The organism is Ruegeria lacuscaerulensis (genome assembly GCF_013034745.1).
Lineage (GTDB): Bacteria > Pseudomonadota > Alphaproteobacteria > Rhodobacterales > Rhodobacteraceae > Ruegeria > Ruegeria lacuscaerulensis_B.
In genome coordinates this window covers 446,324-461,369 of record NZ_WQGP01000001.1, presented here as the reverse complement: position 1 = coordinate 461,369, position 15,046 = coordinate 446,324, and the positions used below count along the sequence as shown (strand labels likewise).

Below are 15,046 nucleotides of genomic sequence, written 5' to 3'. Positions count from 1 at the left end.
TCAATCTTGTGTGTTACCCGGGTCTTCCTTGCCAACACCCTTAAACACAAATTTGAACGGCAAAGCCCAGAGCACGCCCAGAACCACATAGACCAGAAGTTCTAACCAAATCGGCGGTCGATCAAGCCAGTTCACGACCGTCACAACCGCCACGATATAGGCTGGCAGTCCCACCAGCAGCAGAACCAGAGACCATCTACGCCGCGCCTTATAGCTAAGGCCCGGCTTTTCCTCGCTGCTCATCAGTCAGCAAACGGGTCGGTCACCAGAATGGTGTCGTCCCGCTCCGGGCTGGTGGACAAAAGGGCCACAGGGCATTCGATCAGTTCCTCGACCCGGCGCACATACTTGATCGCATTGGCAGGCAAGTCCGCCCAGCTCCGCGCGCCTTCAGTGGATTCGCTCCAACCCGGCATGTCTTCGTAAATGGGCTTGCAACGCGCCTGCTGATCCGCAGCGGTGGGCAGGTAGTCCAGACGTTCACCGTCCAGATCGTACCCAACACAGATCTTCAAGGTCTCGAACCCGTCCAGAACGTCCAGTTTCGTCAGCGAGATGCCGTTCACACCACTGGTTGCACAGGTCTGACGCACTAGACAGGCATCAAACCAGCCACAGCGGCGCTTGCGCCCCGTGGTGGTACCGAATTCATGGCCCCGCTCGCCCAAACGCTGACCGTCGGCATCATCCAGTTCGGTCGGGAACGGACCTTCGCCAACACGGGTCGTGTATGCTTTGACAATGCCCAGCACAAAATCGATCGAGCCCGGCCCGATGCCCACACCCGTTGCCGCCTGACCGGCAATCACGTTGGACGAGGTCACAAACGGATAGGTGCCGAAATCGATATCCAGCAAAGCCCCCTGTGCCCCTTCGAACAAAATGCGCTTACCGGCCTTGCGCTTTTCGTTCAGCACTTTCCAGACCGGTGCGGCGAAGGGCAGGATCTCCGCCGCGACGTTTTTCAACTGCGCAATCAGCGCGTCGCGGTCAACCGGCTCGATCCCCAAGCCCTTACGCAGCGGATCATGATGCTGCAACGCCCGGTCGACGCGCGCCTCGAGCGTTGCCTCATCGGCCAAGTCAGCAACACGAACAGATCGGCGCCCCACCTTGTCCTCGTAAGCAGGACCGATCCCACGACCAGTCGTCCCGATTTTGGTCCCCTTGCTCGCTGCTTCTTCTCGGGCCCGGTCAAGTTCACCATGAATTGGCAGGATCAAAGGCGTGTTCTCGGCGATCATCAGTGTCTCGGGCGAGATCTCAACACCCTGCGCGCGAATAGTCCCAATCTCCTTGAGCAGATGCCAAGGGTCCAGCACAACACCATTGCCGATCACACTCAGCTTGCCCCCGCGGACGACGCCGGACGGCAACGCGTGCAGTTTGTAGACCTCGCCATCGATAACCAGCGTATGACCGGCGTTGTGCCCACCCTGAAATCGCGCGATCACGTCCGCCCGCTCGCTGAGCCAGTCGACGATCTTGCCTTTTCCTTCGTCACCCCACTGGGCGCCGACAACAACCACATTGGCCATAACAGGTCCTTTTGCGCTGAGTAATCAAACTCGGCTCGTATAGCGATGTGTCAGCGACAGGGAAACCGATAATTCGCCGCAGCTTCGAACCGCGCTGCGCGCGGTGCCTCTGGCGGGGATATTTATAGCCAGATGAAGAGCGGATCTCCTGCTTCATCTGGCCAGAAATATCCAAGGGGAGTCGCCCGGAACGGGCGGCGGGGGCAGAGCCCCCTACCCGGTTGCCAATTTGACTGGCTGTCCGTGCGGCGTGGTCAGAAAAGCATTTTCCCAAGCTGCCGACATTTCGCCGATATCTTGCGCATCGGCCTCTCCGGCGTCTTCCAACAGGGTTTCAAGCGCGTCCAGCCACGCTCGAAAATAGTCGTCTCCGCCATCCAACTCTTTCGAAAGCCCCCGCCGCTTAAGTGTCGCGGAAAATCGGGTGGCCCAATCTGGCCATTCGAATCGGCCTGCTTCATTCAATGCGACAGTCACCGCGAAGACCTGTGCGTGCCAGGGCTCGGCGAAAACGGGTTCGGGCGCTGTGTGTGCGACGCAGTCGGTCATGCGGGCTCCAGATAGCTTTGCCAGAGATCCAGTACGACCTCGTCCTTTGGGTTTTCCGGGTTTGCCCAAAGTTCTGATGCCGTGAAGGCCACCGCGTAGAGGGGTTCGGGCGCTTCCCCTAATCCATGCGCGTTGGAATCAGGTAGAACATGTGTCCCATGGAGGCGCAATATCCACCCTTGCGCGCCGGCCGCGTAAATTGGCAGCCGAGTATGCCCACCGTCGATCAGGCGGTTGGCGGATGGGTGCGCCGTGCGAACGGCCTGTCCCGGCTGGAAACGCATAGCAACCTTGGACGGGCGGTCCGCAGGGCCGCCCTTGGCCAGCGCAGCGCTGACGTTCTCTGCTTTCAGGGCTCGCGACGCCAACGGATGGGGGGTGTCACCGTTCCCGCCTTTTAGGTCCTCCAACGTCAGGACACCCCGTTCAATCAAGAGGTCGGCCAAGCCCGAAATCCATTTCTCGTAGTAGGAAAACCGTGTGTAGTCCTTTGGTGACAGACGTTCGCGCGCATGGCGCGAGATGTCGATATTCCATTGCCCCAGGAAGCCAGCAGCCAAAGTTACGGCCAGAGCACGCCCATGCCATTCCTGCGGGAAAACTGGAGCATCTTCCGCCTCGGGGATAACTGAGCCATCCCCGAACCGCCCGCCCATATCGTGAACGCGGGTCATGAGGGCACCTTGGGAAGACCGGTGCCGATCATGCTGTCGCGGGTAACAAGGGCGGTCAGTTCGTCCTCGGGCAGACTTTCTGTGCCTTCGGGACGCATCGGCAGAACCAGATACCGAATCTCAGCCGTTGAGTCCCAGACGCGAATGGCGGTGTCTTTGGGCAGAGACACGCCGAAATCAGCCAGAACCTTGCGCGGTTCACGCACGGCGCGGGCGCGGTAAGCATCGGATTTGTACCAGCCCGGCGGAATACCCAGCAGCGGCCACGGATAGCAACTGCACAGGGTACATACGACCATATTGTGCAGCTCGGGCGTGTTTTCCACGACCACGATGTGTTCGCCCTGCCGCCCGTAAAACCCCAGATCGGCGACGACGGGCGTTGCATCCTCCAGCAAGGCGCGCTTGAACTCGGGGTCCGCCCAAGCCTTGGCGACAACGCGCGCCCCGTTCTGAGGGCCGATCTTGTTCTGATAGGTGTCGATGATTTCGTCCAAAGCCGCCGGGTCGATCAGACCCTTACGGGTCAGAATCGTCTCCAGCGCCTTGACTCGAAGCGCAGGTTCCGGCGGCAACAGCGCGTGCGGGTGGTCGTGATCGTCATGTGGCATGGCCGCAGGTTGCGTCACGATCCGCCAGTCTGTCCAGTCCCTTTGACGTGATATCACACATCACCAGAGGTGATGGAAACTCGTGTCTTGCCCCCGGACCCAAACTTGCATAAGTACCACGCGATACACGCCACGCTGTACAGGACCACCATGGAAAACGTCGTTCTCATCATCCATCTTCTTCTGGCTTTGGGCCTGATCGCCGTCGTCCTGATGCAGCGGTCTGAAGGCGGTGGCCTTGGCATGGGTGGCGGTGGCGGTGGCGCCATGACCGGACGCGCTGCCGCAACTGCGCTGAGCAAGGTCACATGGATTCTGGCGGCGTGCTTTATCGTCACCTCGATCACGCTGACGATCATTGCGGCGCAGAAATCCTCGGGCAGCTCAGTCATTGACCGTTTGGGCGTCCCTGCCCCGGCCGCAACCGAAGAAAGCGCGCCGGCGGTTCCGTCGGCGGATGATCTGCTGCCTCCGGCGCAGGGCGACAATGCGCCGCTGATCCCGCAAGCGGATTAAGCCACAAAACCTAGAAATCTGACAGAGAACTGCAACAGCATCTTGCGGTTCTCTTGCGCTATGGGCGCGAATCCTTTATATGTGAAGTCCCGTGATGCAGCGGTTTTTCGTAAACCGTCGGGCAGCTGATTTTGACGTCTCACGGGAGCTAGCCGAACAACATGGCGCGTTTTATTTTCATCACTGGTGGTGTGGTTTCGTCCTTGGGCAAAGGGCTGGCTTCGGCGGCTTTGGGCGCTTTGTTGCAGGCGCGGGGCTACTCGGTTCGCCTGCGCAAGCTGGATCCCTATCTGAACGTTGACCCCGGCACGATGTCGCCATTTGAACATGGCGAAGTGTTCGTCACCGACGACGGGGCCGAGACCGATCTGGACCTTGGCCACTATGAACGTTTTACAGGTGTTGCTGCGCGCAAGACCGACTCGGTGAGCTCGGGTCGGATTTACTCTAACGTGCTCGAGAAAGAACGTCGCGGAGACTACCTCGGCAAGACCATTCAGGTGATCCCGCACGTCACCAACGAGATCAAGGATTTCATCGCCATTGGAGAGGATGAGGTCGATTTCATGCTGTGCGAAATCGGCGGCACCGTGGGCGATATCGAGGGCCTGCCCTTCTTTGAGGCCATTCGTCAGTTCAGTCAGGACAAGCCGCGCGGTCAGTGCATGTTTATGCACCTGACACTGCTGCCCTACATCAAAGCGTCGGGCGAGTTGAAAACCAAGCCGACCCAACACTCGGTCAAGGAACTGCGCTCCATCGGTCTGGCGCCGGATATTCTGGTCTGCCGTTCTGAGGGCCCGATTCCGAAGAAAGAACGTGAAAAGCTGGCCCTGTTCTGCAACGTCCGCCCGGACAGCGTGATCGCGGCGCAGGACCTCAGCACCATCTATGACGCTCCGCTGGCCTATCACCGCGAAGGTCTGGATCAGGCTGTTCTGGACGCGTTCCAGATCAGCCCGGCCCCCAAACCCGATCTGGCCAAATGGGAAGATGTCAGCGACCGCATCCACAACGCCGAAGGCGAGGTCAAAGTCGCCATCGTCGGCAAATACACCCAGTTGGAAGACGCCTATAAGTCGATTGCCGAGGCGCTGACCCACGGCGGCATGGCCAACCGTGTCAAGGTCAAGGTCGAATGGGTCGATGCCGAGGTTTTCGACACCGAAGACGCCGCCCCGCATCTAGAGGGCTTCCACGCGATCCTCGTACCCGGTGGTTTTGGCGAGCGTGGGACCGAGGGCAAAATCAAAGCGGCGCAATATGCGCGTGAACATAAGGTGCCTTACCTGGGCATTTGTCTGGGCATGCAGATGGCTGTGATCGAGGCCGCCCGCAACGCAGCAGGCATCACCGAGGCCGGGTCCGAAGAATTCGACCACGAGGCCGGGAAAAAGCGTTTTGAACCCGTGGTGTACCACCTGAAAGAATGGGTGCAGGGCAACCACAAGGTCGAACGCAAAGTTGGCGACGACAAGGGCGGCACCATGCGTCTGGGCGCTTATGATGCGGTTCTGGCGGATGGGTCCAAGGTGGCCGAGGTTTATGGCGGCTCAAATATCGAAGAACGTCACCGTCACCGCTATGAGGTCGACATCAAATATCGGGATAAGCTAGAAAAAGCGGGCCTGAAATTCTCAGGCATGTCACCCGATGGCCGTCTGCCCGAGATTGTCGAATGGTCCGATCATCCATGGTTCATCGGGGTTCAGTACCACCCCGAGCTCAAATCCAAACCGTTTGAGCCCCACCCTCTGTTCCGCGACTTCGTACGCGCTGCGAAAGAGACGTCGCGTCTGGTCTAAGTCACCTCAAAGTGAGGGGCGCTTTCGATTTTTCTGTTCGAAACGCCCCATTGCAGGGTTAACTGTCTTCAAATTTCAAGACAGGAGCCCTGCCATGACCGATCAAACCACCCGCGCCAAGAACTTTGCCGCCCTGCATCAAAAGGGCAATCCGGTGATCCTCTACAATATCTGGGACGCGGGCAGCGCCAAGGCCGTGCAGGACGCCGGGGCCAAAGCCTTGGCCACGGGCAGCGCACCGGTTGCGATGGCGCAGGGTTACGGGGACGGTCAGAACATTCCCATGGATTATGTGTTGGACAACGCTCGGCGCATCATCGGTGCGGTGGACCTTCCGGTGACGCTGGATTTCGAAGGGGCTTATGCCACGGATGCGCAGGGCATTTCGGACAACGTGCAGCGCGCGCTGGAAACCGGGGTCATCGGGTTCAATTTCGAGGATCAGATCGTCGGGACCAAGGACCTGTTTGACATCGAAACGCAGGCGACCCGCGTGGCCGCGATGCGCGCGGGTTGTGATGCCGCCGGTATCCCAGCCTTTGTCAACGCGCGGACCGATATCTTCCTTAAGGCGCAGCCGGACACCCATGACGACGCCATGCTGGATGATGCCATCGCCCGCGCCAAAGCCTATGCTGATGCAGGTGCCAGCGGGTTCTTTGCCCCCGGTTTAAAGGATGAAGCAATGATCGGTCGCCTGTGTGAGGCCACGGATCTGTCGGTGAACATCATCGCCCTGCCCGGCACTCCCGACACCGCAACTTTGGCCAAGCTGGGGGTTGCGCGGATCAGCTATGGCCCTGTGCCCTATCGCAAAATGGTGGCGTGGTTACAGGAACAGGCCGCAGCAGCCTTGGGCTGACGCCCCGCCGAGCAGGGCGACGCCCGGCAAAGAAATGTCAATTTGAGGCTATGGCCTGTAGTCCGTGCTTGGCGGACTACAAAATATGGAATATCCTCACGCTATGTTGAAAAAGTTCTTTCAGGCCTTTCGCCCGCCCCAACACGATGCCCTGCCCGACCCCGATGCCGAATTGGCCCTTGGGGCTCTGATGGTGCGGGTCGCTCAAGCGGACCGGGACTATAAACTGGAAGAGATCAGCCTGATCGACCGCATTCTTGCGCGGCTCTATCAGCATAACGCGATCGAGGCCGCCAAGGTTCGCGCCACCTGCGAAAAGCTACACGCTGCTGCGCCAGAAACCGACACGTTCGGCAAGCTGATCCGCGAAACCACAGATCTGCACGAACGCCTCGCCGCGCTTGACGCCTTGTGGGAAGTCGTGTTGGCCGACGGAAAGTCAGATGAGGGAGAGATGAAAATCGTGGAAGAGGCCCGTATTTCGATGGGGCTCAGCTATAATGACAGCCAGACAGCCCGCGAACGTGTGCAAAGGCGCTTGGAAGAGGCTTAGGCCCAATCTATATCTGACCCATGTTCAGTGATTTCTTGTCCCGGCTCACGCAGCCCCAGCCCGACCCACTTGTCGATGATGATGCCCGCCTTGCCCTAACGGCGCTGCTGGTGCGCATCGCGCGGTCTGACAATGACTATGCCGACAGCGAAATGGCGCGAATCGACCGAATTTCCGCCGAACGCTATGGCCTGTCCCCGTTCGAGGCGGCCGGTCTGCGCGCCCGCGCCGAAGATCTTGAGTCCGAGGCCCCCGATACCGTGCGCTTTACCCGCGCCATCAAAGAAGCCGTGGCTTATGACGATCGTCTGGCCGTCGTACAGGCGCTCTGGTCTGTAGCGCTGGCTGATGGGCACCGCACCGGCGAGGAGGACTCGCTGCTACGACTTGTGGTTAGCTTGCTTGGCGTCAGCGATGTGGATTCTGCGCTGGCCAGACAAAAGGCCGCCAAGTCGTGATTGCGATGCTGGGCATGTACGACATGCCCGGCCTGCGGCCTGCCCACGACCGCTTTTGGACCCTGATCCGAGACAATCTGGGCTATGGACCTGTCGAACTGACCCGCGATGTCGACGCTTGGGAGGTTTGGCAAAGCCCTGACCTGTTGTTCGCGCAGACCTGCGGAATGCCCTATCGCACCCATTTGCAAGATCAGGTGCAACTGGTAGGAACACCGGATCATGGGCTTTCGGGATGCCCACCGGGCCACTATCGCTCGGTTTTTGTGGCAAGAACTCAGGACCCGCGCGACTTGACCGAGCTATCACGTGGTGTTTTTGCCTATAATGAGCCGCTTTCTCAGTCTGGATGGACCGGACCTTTGGTACACCTTGAGGCTTTGGGCCTATGCCCGATGTCTGCTTTGGAAACAGGCGCACATGCCAACTCAGCGCGCGCTGTTGCCGACGGTCTGGCCGATTTCGCAGCGCTGGATGCGCTAACCTGGTTGATGCTGAAGGAACACACCAAGCTGGGAACCGCATTGCGGGATGTCGACGCAACAGCTCCCACTCCGGCGCTGCCTTATATCACATCGGGCACTCAAGATGCGGCCGCCATAACTCAAGCTGTTCGGCGGGCGATCAACGCCTTATCCCCGCGCGACCGCAATGCATTGCACCTTTTGGATCTGATAGAGATACCGGCCCGCGACTATCTAGCCATCCCCAACCCTTCGCAGGATGCTGCCAAGCTGCTCAATCCCTGATCGATTCGACCAGAACGTCTGGTCAATTTGACGGTTTCGGACCTCATATATGTCATTTGCGCATTGCATTAGGCTGATTTTTAAGCCCTAGTACCGCACCAACACCAATAACACTCAGGTCGCCCGTGACAGATTCCACTCCGGTCATCGAGATCAAGAACCTACACAAAAGCTTCGGCAATCTTGAGGTGCTGAAAGGGGTGGATATTACGGCCAGACGCGGCGATGTCGTATCGCTGATCGGCTCATCCGGGTCCGGAAAATCTACACTACTGCGCTGCTGCAACCTGTTGGAAGACAGCCAACAGGGCGAAATCCTGTTCAAGGGAGAACCGGTTCAGTGGAGCGGTTCGGGCCACAACCGCCGCCCCGCCGACCCCAAACAGGTCCTGCGCATCCGCACCAATCTGTCGATGGTGTTTCAGCAATTCAACTTGTGGTCCCATATGACCATCTTGCAAAACGTGATGGAGGCCCCCGTCACCGTTTTGGGCCGCGACAAGGCCGAAGTTGAGGACAGCGCCCGAAAATACCTGGAAAAAGTGGGAATTGGCGACAAATGTGATGTCTACCCGGCCCAGCTTTCGGGCGGGCAGCAGCAACGCGCCGCCATTGCACGCGGGCTGTGCATGGAGCCCGAGGCCCTGCTGTTTGACGAGCCCACCTCGGCGCTGGACCCCGAACTGGAACAGGAAGTGATTAAGGTGATCAAGGATCTGGCTGCCGAAGGCCGCACCATGATCATCGTGACCCACGACATGAAGATGGCTGCTGATATCTCTAGCCATGTCGTCTTTCTGCATCAGGGCCTCATCGAAGAAGAAGGCCTGCCGGAAGATATCTTCACCACCCCTGAATCCGAACGGCTTCAGGGCTTTCTATCCGCCACTATGGCGGCATAAATTCAGGACAGAACTAAACTGGGGAGTAACCAATGAAAAAACTGATTCTGACCACTGCGGCCTTGGCGCTGAGCGCCGGCATGGCCATGGCGGACACCGTTCGTCTGGGCACCGAAGGCGCCTATGCACCGTGGAACTTTGTCAACGACGCCGGCGAAATCGACGGGTTCGAGCGTGAACTGGGCGATGAGCTGTGCAAACGCGCAGGCCTGGAATGCGAGTGGGTCAAGAATGATTGGGATTCGATCATTCCGAACCTCGTCTCGGGCAACTACGACGCAATCATCGCAGGCATGTCGATCACCGATGAGCGTGACGAAGTTATCGACTTTACCCAGAACTACACGCCGCCGGATCCGTCGGCCTATATCGCCATGTCTGATGGCGTGGATCTGGCAGGTGGCGTGATCGCCGCCCAGACCGGCACGATTCAGGCGGGTTATGTGGCCGATTCCGGTGCAACTCTGGTTGAGTTCGCCAGCCCCGAGGAAACCATTGCTGCTGTGCGCAACGGCGAAGCGGATGCAGTCCTTGCTGACCGGTCGTTCCTGGCACCCTTTACCGAAGATGGCTCGGGCTTGCTTTTTGTGGGTGACGACGTTCCGCTGGGCGGCGGTGTCGGCATGGGTATCCGCGAATCCGATGGTGAGCTGAAAGAGAAGTTCAACGCGGCCATCCAGTCCATGAAGGACGATGGCAGCCTGAACGCGCTGATCACCAAGTGGGAAGTGTCCTCGACCTTCTGATAAACTCTGCGGCGCGCCTTACTTAGGGCGCGCCGCCTCAGAGCCCTTGCAAGTCAAAGAGGCCCGCCATTTTCTCGTTCTGCACCGATCCCGAAACACTCGGCACGTTCCGTTGGTTTGCCTGTTACCTGACCAACGGTGTGCATTGGCTGTTTTATCTATCCTTCTTCAAGGTCCTGCTGCTGCTGGCGATCACCGCCCCGGTTGCATTGGGGTTCGGCTTTCTGGGGGCCATGGCCGCGCGGTCACATTTTCCACCGCTTGCCATGTTGGGCAAAGGCTATATCGCCATCGTTCGCGGTGTGCCAGATATCGCGTTCTTCATGTTCTTCGTGATAGCGCTGGATCAGGCATTCGAATGGACGCGCCACAAGATTCTTTGCCCCGAATGGACTGACCCCGTTCGACAGGGCAATGATTTCATCGTTTGTCAGGCCGCCAAACTGCCGCTTGGAACTGCACCCGAATGGGTTCACGAGACCTATGGCTTCTTCCTGGCCGTTATTACTTTTTCAATCGTGTTTGGCGCATTTGCCGCCAATGTTCTGTTTGGCGGCATGCGCGCCGTCCCGCATGCGCAACTGGAAACCGCCGAAGCTTACGGTATGACCCGCCGCCAGACATTCTGGCGCATTCTGGTACCACAGATGTGGGTCTACGCCCTGCCCGGCCTGTCTAACCTTTGGATGGTGCTGATCAAGGCCACACCGTTGCTGTTCCTGCTGGGCATCGAAGACATCGTCTATTGGGCCCGCGAACTGGGGTCGTTCAAAAACCCGAAATTCACCCAATACCCGCACGGCGACTGGCGTATGTGGTACTTCCTTGCTCTGCTCGTGTTTTACCTGGGCATGACCCGCGTCTCGGAAATCGGCCTTGAACGGTTGATGCGTCGCCTGTCGCACGGACAAGCCACCGCAGGCGGAGAGCTTCTGCGCAAGGAGACCACCGCATGAGCTGCATCCAGACCATCCAGGACTATGCGCTTCGCTCGGTCGGCATCGGTGAACGCCTTCTGCCGCGCAATGATTTTACACTATGCGAGCAATTCACCCTGATCGGTTCGGGCATGATCTGGAATATTTATTTCGGGATCATGGCGCTGGCGACCGGGTTCTTTCTGGCTACAGCGCTGGCCGTTGGCAAAGCGTCAAGCAAGAAATGGCTGCGCAAACCGTCCGAGTGGTTCATTTTCCTGTTCCGGGGATCTCCTCTGTTCATCCAGTTTTTCTTTGCCTACTTCTTCTTCCTGTCCCTCAAGCAGAGTTTTCCCTTCTTCGACGCACTGACCTCTGCCTGGCTGGGAGCGTTGATCGTGTTGTTCTGCAACACCGCCGCATATTCAGGCGAGATCTTCTATGGTGCCCTACGTTCGATCCCCAAGGGCGATATTGAGGCTGCAGACGCCTATGGAATGACCGGCTGGTCGCGGTTTCGCCGTATCATTTGGCCGACCATGCTGCGGCTTGCCTGGCCTGCCTACACAAATGAGGCGATCTTTTTGTTCCACGCCACCACGCTGGTCTTCTTCTCGGCCTTCCCAGTCTGGCAACAACGGGGCGATGCGCTTTATTACGCGGGCTATTTCGCGGACAAGACGTTCAATCCGTTCATCCCCTACCCTATTCTGGCCTTCTATTTCATTCTGCTGACTCTAGTGGTGATCTGGGGCTTTGGGCTGGTGAACAAACACCTAAACCGGCACCTGCCCGTGGCCAAACGCAGCAAGATGAAGTTGAGACTAAATCTGGCCCGCTGAGACACAGCATTCCTGTCGCAGGCTTTGATGCGGTTCTGGCAGTGGTCCCGAAAGCACGCCACCGCAGAGCGGCCCCGCAGCTTCGCCGGCCAACACCCCGAGGCGTTTCTTCGTGAAGCTCAGAACTTGGAATTTTGATACCACCAAGCCCTTCCGCAGCCTTTGCACCTGTGCTGCCCTGGCGCTTGTCATCTCGGCTCCGTTAACAGCGGCGCTGATGCTGGTATCGTCCATTCCGTTCCTCGTTGGCGAGTCTCAGGCCGGCCCGGTTGTCACACTAGCCTATGTCGGGCTGTCGTTTCTAATGGCAGCTTTTACCCTGCCTTTCATGTTGCCGCTGATATTTTCACTGGTGCCATTCACGGCTCTGTTCCCTCTGGCGGGCGCGGCCCTGTCCTTTCCTTTGATCCGACACGGCCGGATCAAGAAACAGCCGCTCCTGTGGATCTGGGTTGCGCTTTGGCTGATCACCTTCTTTGCAGGAATTCTGTCTGGTAAGATCTCGGTCTAAGGAAAAATCGCCGCCGCGAACAGCAATGCACATGCATTCAGCCGGACAAGCAGCCTTGTAATTATTCAACCGATGATGAGGGAGATGGTACCGCCTCCCTGGCTTGAACAGGGGACCTCTGGATCCACAATCCAGCGCTCTAACCAACTGAGCTAAGGCGGCACTCGTGAGGGGCGATGTACCGAACGCGCCGAGGGAATGCAAGAGGATTAAAGCCGAATTTCCCACCTTTGTTCGACAAGATCGACCCCGAAAGAATGCACCGGTTTGCTACCCGTCAATTGCCATCCCGTCGCCTGATACAGCGCGCAAGCGGCACGGTGGCTTTCGTGGGTCCATAGCGACATTTTCTCAAACCCAGTGTCGCGGGCGTGGTCCATACAGGTATGCAGCAAGCGCTTACCCAAACCTTTTCCACGCGCCTCGGGCATCAGAAAGAACAGGCGCAGTTTTGCGATGGTCTCATCCAGTCGCACGCAGAAGATACTGCCCAGAGGAACGCCGGCCTGTTCCGCGATCCAACCGCGATCACAGGAGGGATCATGGGTTGCCACAAACTCATCCAGTATCTGCTGCACAAGGCGCGCAAAGCTTTTGTCGAACCCTTCATCGCGCTCGTAAAGAAGGCCGTGCTGCGCGACCAGCCACGGAACGTCTGATGGGTGAAAAAGTCTGATCACCGTGTCGTTCATTCCTCATCTGACCCGATCAGCGGCTTGATTCTCAAGTCTTTGCGCGCTAGCACAAACGCTCATCCCCGGAGGCGCAAATGGGTATCAACACCGAACGTGACATTCAGGCCAACCTGCAAATCGGCCCGACCGACCAAGGCATGGTGCGCCTGTTCATCGAGGCTGATGGCGTCGAGATTCCGATGGATTTCGAACCCGACGAGGCTGAAGAAATCGCCGAAGAGATCCGCGCTGCCGCGCAAGCCGCGCTGGCGGTGAAAGGCTAACGCGCTAAAGCCTTGGGTCTCGCAATGCGTGCAGCCTTCGGGCGGCATCGGTTGCAAATTTCTGGATCATCTTCTTCCGGCGCGCCGGAGCCAGCTTATCCTCTGGGGCCATGCGCACGATCTCGGCGTCATAGGCGTCGGCGATGATCAGACCAGTCTCGGCAGGCAACAGCTCGGTCGGGAACTCGGTATCCACGGCCCAGAAGAATCGGTCGCACCACTCCAAATAGCCCTGCCACTTGGAATCCGATTGGTAATCCGCTCGGCTGGATTTGCATTCCACTACCCACAATTCACCCTTGGGGCCCAACCCCATAACGTCCACACGCAACCCGCGCGCCGGCACGAATTCCTCAACAGAAACAAAACCATGCGCGCTGAGATGACGCGCCACGCCGCGTGCTAGCTTCTGGCCGGGTTGTAGATCCAATGTCATTGGGAAAATGTGAACAATTCGTGAACAAATTGCAAGAGCGAGATTGCTGTTGACATGATACCATATGGTATCAAATAAATATGAAACCTAATGGTATCGGATATGAGGAAACGGATGCCTGACCAAATCCAAAACGCGTTTCGCGCGCTTGCGGACCCCACGCGCCGGGACATCGTTCAGATGCTTGCATCGCAGGATATGACAATCGCGCAACTGACAGATTGCTTCGACATGACCCGAGCGGCCGTCAAAAAACACCTGACCGTGTTGTCGGACGGAGGCCTCATCCAGGTCGAAGCTCGGGGGCGAGAACGCATCAACCGTCTTGAACCCAAGGGAATGGCCCCTGTTCTGGATTGGTTGAGCTTCTTTGATCAGTTCTGGGACGAGCGCCTGCGTAACTTGAAAGAAGCCATTGAGAGGAAAGAGACATGACCAACGCAGTTTTGCAAAAGACCATCTTCCTGCGCGCTGAGCCGGACACTGTCTGGGACTATCTGACCGAACCGGAACGCCTTGCCGAATGGTTTCACAAGCCCGAACGCCCTCTGGCAGCAGGACAAAAGCTTGAGATGTTCGGAACCACAAGCGGCGATCTGTTGATCTGGGGAGAGGTGCGCGAGGCGCGCAAGCCGCAGTATCTTGAATATACCTTCACGGTAAAACCGATGGGAGACGTTGTCAGCGTGGTCAAATGGACGTTGGAGCCCGTAGACGGCGGCACGCGATTGTCCTTGGTGCACGAAGGCCTGCCGCAGGGCGCCCAGGCTTTCGGCCTGATCCTGGCCCTGGACAACGGTTGGGACGAGCATTTCGGCAAGATGCGCAAATCTCTGCACGAAACTGTTGACGCTTAACCCCTTGTGCCAGCCCGTCAGACGCCCTAACTAAGCCTTTGGCGGGTTCTGCCCTTCTTGTGACTGGTAGCATTCTGGTGGCCTTAAGCAATTCCGAGGGGGCTGGCTCTGTTCAGGTCCTGGCCTGATTATCTGGCGCCCACCTGTACATACAGGTCCTCGGGAATCACACCGCACGGTTGACTGGTGGTCCCGCCACATTTTTCTAAAATTATCAGCGCTCTGCGCGTGAGCTTTGCTTGGCCAGCACAGGTTTGAACACATTAACGACGGGTGATCCACGGCGCGGACCACACGGCCTTTCCGCCATGCTCATGATCTTGTAGGCGAACTGGACACCTGCAAAAACGATGCCGTTCATAAACCAGATCATGACGAGTGCCACCAACCCAACATCCGAACCCCAAATCAACCCGCGCAGATTGGCCACGTTCACAGCCAACAGCACGCCGACAAATACGGCCGAGATCACAAATCCCCAGATAACCTGAGTGATATAAAGACGAATGAGCTTGGGCATAGCGGCACTCCTTGTTTGGTCACAAGCGTAGCCTTCGGATGC

22 protein-coding genes and 1 tRNA gene are annotated in these 15,046 nt (G+C 58.1%); 14 read left to right on the top strand and 9 right to left on the bottom strand.

Translation table 11 applies throughout. The annotated features are described in order from the left end of the window. The 5 genes from GOV79_RS02310 to nthA all read right to left on the bottom strand — a co-directional run bounded on the left by GOV79_RS02310 (position 1) and on the right by nthA (position 3,372). Positions 1 to 243, bottom strand: coding sequence for a DUF2842 domain-containing protein (locus tag GOV79_RS02310; protein ID WP_170784346.1), 243 nt, complete (start codon positions 241 to 243; stop codon positions 1 to 3). Then, positions 243 to 1,538: an adenylosuccinate synthase gene (locus GOV79_RS02305; RefSeq protein ID WP_170788440.1), complete on the bottom strand. Its 1,296-nt coding sequence runs from the start codon at positions 1,536 to 1,538 to the stop codon at positions 243 to 245. Before GOV79_RS02305 ends, GOV79_RS02310 begins: the two co-directional genes overlap by 1 nt. 213 nt (positions 1,539 to 1,751) lie before the next feature. After that, entirely contained in the window at positions 1,752 to 2,087 is a 336-nt protein-coding gene (locus GOV79_RS02300) for a nitrile hydratase accessory protein (RefSeq protein ID WP_237217917.1), read from the bottom strand. Beyond that, positions 2,084 to 2,761 carry a nitrile hydratase subunit beta gene (gene nthB, locus GOV79_RS02295; RefSeq protein ID WP_170788439.1) on the bottom strand — a complete coding sequence of 226 codons (678 nt, stop codon included), beginning with the start codon at positions 2,759 to 2,761 and terminating at the stop codon, positions 2,084 to 2,086. Before nthB ends, GOV79_RS02300 begins: the two co-directional genes overlap by 4 nt. Further along, positions 2,758 to 3,372 (bottom strand): nitrile hydratase subunit alpha, encoded by a 615-nt coding sequence (gene nthA, locus GOV79_RS02290; RefSeq protein WP_170784685.1) that lies wholly within the window; start codon positions 3,370 to 3,372, stop codon positions 2,758 to 2,760. Before nthA ends, nthB begins: the two co-directional genes overlap by 4 nt. A gap of 150 nt (positions 3,373 to 3,522) precedes the next feature. Between nthA and secG the strand changes: the two genes are divergently transcribed. The 11 genes from secG to GOV79_RS02235 all read left to right on the top strand — a co-directional run bounded on the left by secG (position 3,523) and on the right by GOV79_RS02235 (position 12,233). Next, positions 3,523 to 3,888 carry a preprotein translocase subunit SecG gene (secG, locus tag GOV79_RS02285; protein ID WP_170788438.1) on the top strand — a complete coding sequence of 122 codons (366 nt, stop codon included), beginning with the start codon at positions 3,523 to 3,525 and terminating at the stop codon, positions 3,886 to 3,888. 161 nt (positions 3,889 to 4,049) lie between these two features. Beyond that, a complete protein-coding gene (locus GOV79_RS02280; protein WP_170788437.1) occupies positions 4,050 to 5,693 on the top strand; it encodes a CTP synthase in 1,644 nt (547 codons plus the stop codon). Between the two features lie 94 nt (positions 5,694 to 5,787). Next, entirely contained in the window at positions 5,788 to 6,555 is a 768-nt protein-coding gene (locus tag GOV79_RS02275; RefSeq protein ID WP_170788436.1) for an isocitrate lyase/PEP mutase family protein, read from the top strand. Between the two features lie 103 nt (positions 6,556 to 6,658). Continuing rightward, positions 6,659 to 7,108 carry a tellurite resistance TerB family protein gene (locus GOV79_RS02270; protein WP_170769836.1) on the top strand — a complete coding sequence of 150 codons (450 nt, stop codon included), beginning with the start codon at positions 6,659 to 6,661 and terminating at the stop codon, positions 7,106 to 7,108. A 20-nt stretch (positions 7,109 to 7,128) separates the two neighbouring features. Further along, complete coding sequence (locus tag GOV79_RS02265) at positions 7,129 to 7,566, top strand: tellurite resistance TerB family protein (protein ID WP_170769364.1); 438 nt, start codon at positions 7,129 to 7,131, stop codon at positions 7,564 to 7,566. Between the two features lie 5 nt (positions 7,567 to 7,571). Beyond that, a complete protein-coding gene (locus tag GOV79_RS02260) occupies positions 7,572 to 8,315 on the top strand; it encodes a phosphate/phosphite/phosphonate ABC transporter substrate-binding protein (protein ID WP_170788620.1) in 744 nt (247 codons plus the stop codon). 125 nt (positions 8,316 to 8,440) lie between these two features. After that, entirely contained in the window at positions 8,441 to 9,217 is a 777-nt protein-coding gene (locus GOV79_RS02255; protein ID WP_170769362.1) for an ABC transporter ATP-binding protein, read from the top strand. Positions 9,218 to 9,249: 32 nt separating this feature from the next. Then, entirely contained in the window at positions 9,250 to 9,963 is a 714-nt protein-coding gene (locus GOV79_RS02250; protein WP_170769361.1) for a transporter substrate-binding domain-containing protein, read from the top strand. A gap of 68 nt (positions 9,964 to 10,031) precedes the next feature. Then, on the top strand, positions 10,032 to 10,919 hold the full coding sequence (locus GOV79_RS02245; RefSeq protein ID WP_170769835.1) for an ABC transporter permease: 888 nt from the start codon (positions 10,032 to 10,034) through the stop codon (positions 10,917 to 10,919). After that, on the top strand, positions 10,916 to 11,722 hold the full coding sequence (locus tag GOV79_RS02240; RefSeq protein ID WP_170788435.1) for an ABC transporter permease: 807 nt from the start codon (positions 10,916 to 10,918) through the stop codon (positions 11,720 to 11,722). The genes GOV79_RS02245 and GOV79_RS02240 overlap by 4 nt, the downstream gene beginning before the upstream one ends. 112 nt (positions 11,723 to 11,834) lie before the next feature. Then, positions 11,835 to 12,233, top strand: a complete 399-nt coding sequence (locus tag GOV79_RS02235; RefSeq protein ID WP_170788434.1) for a hypothetical protein — start codon at positions 11,835 to 11,837, stop codon at positions 12,231 to 12,233. Between the two features lie 85 nt (positions 12,234 to 12,318). Here GOV79_RS02235 and GOV79_RS02230 read toward each other — a convergent pair. After that, a tRNA-His gene (locus GOV79_RS02230) sits at positions 12,319 to 12,395 on the bottom strand. A 47-nt stretch (positions 12,396 to 12,442) separates the two neighbouring features. Then, positions 12,443 to 12,925: a GNAT family N-acetyltransferase gene (locus tag GOV79_RS02225; protein WP_170788433.1), complete on the bottom strand. Its 483-nt coding sequence runs from the start codon at positions 12,923 to 12,925 to the stop codon at positions 12,443 to 12,445. Between the two features lie 77 nt (positions 12,926 to 13,002). Here GOV79_RS02225 and GOV79_RS02220 point away from each other — a divergent pair, with 77 nt between their 5' ends. Continuing rightward, positions 13,003 to 13,191 (top strand): DUF6324 family protein, encoded by a 189-nt coding sequence (locus tag GOV79_RS02220; RefSeq protein ID WP_170769357.1) that lies wholly within the window; start codon positions 13,003 to 13,005, stop codon positions 13,189 to 13,191. A gap of 4 nt (positions 13,192 to 13,195) precedes the next feature. Here GOV79_RS02220 and GOV79_RS02215 read toward each other — a convergent pair whose 3' ends face one another. Further along, positions 13,196 to 13,627 carry an MmcB family DNA repair protein gene (locus tag GOV79_RS02215; protein WP_170784335.1) on the bottom strand — a complete coding sequence of 144 codons (432 nt, stop codon included), beginning with the start codon at positions 13,625 to 13,627 and terminating at the stop codon, positions 13,196 to 13,198. Between the two features lie 114 nt (positions 13,628 to 13,741). On the opposite strand from GOV79_RS02215, the gene GOV79_RS02210 reads away from it, so the two are divergent. Together GOV79_RS02210 and GOV79_RS02205 are read left to right on the top strand one after the other, a co-directional pair. After that, the gene (locus tag GOV79_RS02210) at positions 13,742 to 14,062 is read left to right on the top strand and encodes an ArsR/SmtB family transcription factor (protein WP_170769355.1); all 321 of its coding nucleotides are present in this window, start codon (positions 13,742 to 13,744) and stop codon (positions 14,060 to 14,062) included. After that, on the top strand, positions 14,059 to 14,484 hold the full coding sequence (locus GOV79_RS02205) for an SRPBCC family protein (protein ID WP_170788432.1): 426 nt from the start codon (positions 14,059 to 14,061) through the stop codon (positions 14,482 to 14,484). The genes GOV79_RS02210 and GOV79_RS02205 overlap by 4 nt, the downstream gene beginning before the upstream one ends. Before the next feature lie 214 nt (positions 14,485 to 14,698). Here GOV79_RS02205 and GOV79_RS02200 read toward each other — a convergent pair whose 3' ends face one another. Next, positions 14,699 to 15,004, bottom strand: a complete 306-nt coding sequence (locus tag GOV79_RS02200; RefSeq protein WP_170788431.1) for a hypothetical protein — start codon at positions 15,002 to 15,004, stop codon at positions 14,699 to 14,701. Positions 15,005 to 15,046: the final 42 nt, after the last annotated feature.